Annotated in this window: 4 protein-coding genes; 2 read left to right on the forward strand and 2 right to left on the reverse strand. The window is 68.5% G+C overall.

Annotated elements, in window-relative coordinates:
• Together ACFC02_RS42080 and ACFC02_RS42085 are read left to right on the forward strand one after the other, a co-directional pair.
• Nucleotides 1–521: hypothetical protein (locus tag ACFC02_RS42080; protein ID WP_376368243.1), on the forward strand; the 521-nt coding region annotated here is incomplete at its 5' end.
• Entirely contained in the window at nucleotides 518–1,582 is a 1,065-nt protein-coding gene (locus ACFC02_RS42085) for a phospholipase D-like domain-containing protein (RefSeq protein WP_376368245.1), read from the forward strand. The genes ACFC02_RS42080 and ACFC02_RS42085, both read left to right, overlap by 4 nt.
• Before the next feature lie 68 nt (nucleotides 1,583–1,650).
• On the opposite strand, the gene ACFC02_RS42090 is transcribed toward ACFC02_RS42085, so the two are convergent.
• Entirely contained in the window at nucleotides 1,651–2,802 is a 1,152-nt protein-coding gene (locus tag ACFC02_RS42090) for an AAA family ATPase (RefSeq protein ID WP_376368247.1), read from the reverse strand.
• A 123-nt stretch (nucleotides 2,803–2,925) separates the two neighbouring features.
• Nucleotides 2,926–3,129: a hypothetical protein gene (locus ACFC02_RS42095; RefSeq protein ID WP_376368249.1), complete on the reverse strand. Its 204-nt coding sequence runs from the start codon at nucleotides 3,127–3,129 to the stop codon at nucleotides 2,926–2,928.
• Nucleotides 3,130–3,242 lie beyond the last annotated feature (113 nt).

Consider the following 3,242-nt stretch of genomic DNA (forward strand, 5'->3'; position numbering starts at 1 on the left):
GCGAGCCCCGATCACCTACGAGATCACCGTCCACCCAACATCAACTACCCTGGCCCGAGCCGCATAGACGTGTTCAAACTCCGGGGTCAAGGCCCCTGTTCACAGACCAGGACAACCCGGAAGCCGCCCGCGCGGCAGCAACCGTACACACGGTCATCCACACCCTCGGCCACCTCCTGCTTCGGTCCCTGGACGATGGCCAAGTAGGACTGGCTGAGAACACGCTCGCCGAATGGGTCGTCACGAAGGCACTCACCGTCGCCATCTACGCCGACAACGTCCGTGAATTCACCCTCGGATCACTGTGGACCCTGCTCAGCAACCGCGTGCTCAGCTGGCTGGAGAGCACCGCCGACTCGGTGCTCAGCTGCGAGAACGACCCGCTGTGCCATCAGTCCTCACCACGCTGCTGCGAGCGCTGCGTCTACCTCACGTTCGGCTGCCAGCTGTTCAACGACGACCTCGACCGGGGCCTCGCCGCTGAATTCCTCCGCCACACCGCCGCCTCGAGCCACACATGACCGACGAACTGCGACCGCTGGTCCCGCTCGCCCAGCTCCTGGAGCGCCTCGCGGGCAGCTACGCGGCAGCCGCCGAATGGACACGGGAGATCGCCAGAGCCGACACCCTTGACGCCCTCCGCGTGCACGGGGTCGCAGACGATCACGCTACCGCCGTACGCCAGCTCGCCGCCGAGTGCGGCCTACTGGGCTCAGGCCGGCACGCAGGGCTCGTCCCTGCCCGCCTCTCCCAACTCCAGGTCATCCTGGACGTCCTGGACGGCCTTGACCCACCGCCCGCAGCACCACCATCCGAGCGCCCCCTGGTGTTCACCACCCCGCGAGCCGCTGCCCACCTGGTAGCGCCCCCCGTCCGACGCCTGGACCTGCTAGTTCAGGACGTCATCGCCGGAGCCAACAGCGAACTCCACATCGGTGGCCCCTTCTGGAACCGCCACGGCTGCGACCTGCTGCGCGAGGTTCTGCTGCCCGCCGTCGCCGAGCGCCAAGTCGCCGTCCACTTCTACGCCCACGACCCGAGCAGCCGAGCCCAACCCCTGAACGACCTCGTCAAAGACTGCGCCGACTACGGAAGAACGTCCTTGTACTGGTGGACCGGGGCCAACCCCGGCATCATGCACGCCAAGTTCGTGGTCGCCGACCGCGCCACCGGCTACTTCGGCAGCGCGAACCTGTCCTCCCTCGGTCTTCAAGAGCACTTCGAGATCGGCATGGAACTGGGAAGCGCCCAAGCATCCTCACTGGTGGACCTGTGCACCCGGCTGCGCGAGGAAGGCTTTTTTGCCCAGGTCACCGAGGGGCCGGGACGCGCACCGGACCCGCTCGTGCTTGTGGAGACCGCCGACGGGAAACGCCGCTTCGGCCAGCTGCGGTCCTGGCATACCACCAGGGACGGCCGCCGTGAAGCGGACGTGCTGTGCCGCCTCTCGGATGACGCTCCGCGGTCGGCCAGGGTCCGCGTCGATGAGAGCCGCATCCGGCTCTTTCCCGGGGTCGATTACGCCAACGTGCCGGCAGACGGCGCTCGTGCGGGCGACGGCGAAACCGGATCCACCGGGTAGTTCATGACACGAGGTGAACGGCCCGCTGCCCGCCATGGCTCGTTTCAGGGGTCGAGGTCGGCCCGGCTTCACGGCTGGTTTGCGGCTGGTTGCCAGGGGCCGAGCTGGGCTGTCGCGGCTTTGATCTCTTTCTCGGTGATGTTCTCGCTGCCGCTGTGGATCGCGATGACGGCGGCGGTGGAGATGACGTAGGTGAGGGCTTTGAAGTAGCCGCCGGTGAGCTGGTGCAGTTGGGCGGCATGCTTGCTGAGGGCGTTTTCCTCGAGCCGGTACAGGCTCAAGTCGGCTTCGAAGCCCGCCAGTACGCGCCGGAACATCTCCTGTTCCTCGGCCTTGGGGCCCAGGGGCAGGGGGTGCAGCCAGGTCACGGGCAGCAGCGTGGTCGGGGAGGGCGAGACGGGATCCGCCGGGCGGCCCGCCTGTTCGAGCCGTACCCGGTTCTCCGCGCTGACCCGGGTCAGGTCCTGGGCCAGGATGCGGGCCTGGTGCAGGAGGTGGCTGGCGCCGGTGCCGCAGAAGACGAGCGTGACGCCGAGTTTGTCGCGCAGGTAGTCGAAGTAGGGCAGTACGTTGGCCAGTTGCTGCGGCGAGGCGCGGTTGATGTCGTCGAGGAGCAGCAGGCGGGTCTGCGCCGTCTCCAGGACGTAGTTGACCGGCAGGGTCACGTCCTGGTGCCTGCGCATCTCCAGGACTTCCGCGAGGCTCTTCGGCTCGGGGTTGAGACCCAGGTAGGAGCCGATCTCCCAGATCCAGTTCACCCTCAGCTCCGGGTCCGCGGGGGTGGTGATGTGCACCACCGGGATCATGTTGGGCTGCCTGCCGTTCGTGGTGGCTTCGATCTCCTGCTGGGCGGTGCGTCCGATCGCCCGCAGCAGACAGGTCTTGCCGGTGCCCGCGGGCCCGTCGATGACATGGTCCATCAGGCCCTCACGGCACCCGCTGTTGCGGTGGACCGCCTCGACGACCGTCTTCTGCATGTGCGTCATCGCGTCGGTGGGCACCATCCGCAGATGCCGGTGGTAGGCGATGGCCTGTTCGTCCGTCTTCCTGTCCTCGGTGGGGCTGCTGCCCGCCGCCAGGACGGGCGGGCTCACCTCCTCGTCCACGAAGTGGGTCCAGCCGGTGAGCTGGAACAGCGGCAGAGGCCGCATCGGGGTGTCCCTCAGCTGCTGGCGCAGGCGGGCTTCACGCTTATCACGCAGTTCGACGGATGCCTTCATCACTTCTCCCTCATCACGGTTCCTGCCTCGACACCGGCAGACCGCCCCCGGGCCGGAGGACGCGTCCACCTCCACGGGTGCCGGACTGCGGCTGCGTCGTTCACGGCCTCTGTCACCCGTCGCCTACATCTCCCATACGTCGCCCTCGTCCTCGTCACTGTCATCACCGTCCGGATCGGGGTCGTCGAGGAGCTCTGCGTCGACGACCTCGCCTACAGATGCCGGTGCTTCGGCCGTGAGGGCCTGCGGCCCGCTGCCGTCGCCGTCGTCGGGGAAGAGCGCTGCGAGCGGATGCGGAGCCTGCCCGCTGTTCGAAGTCGGCCCCACGTCGTGGGGGGGGGGGGGGGGGGGCCCCCCCCCCCGGGGGGGGGGGGGGGGGGGGGGGGGCGGGGGCCACCACCCGGTGGGGCCCCCCGGTGAACCGTCAATAGAACCAACAG

It is taken from the genome of Streptomyces sp. NPDC056160 (assembly GCF_042268205.1).
Taxonomy (GTDB): domain Bacteria; phylum Actinomycetota; class Actinomycetes; order Streptomycetales; family Streptomycetaceae; genus Streptomyces.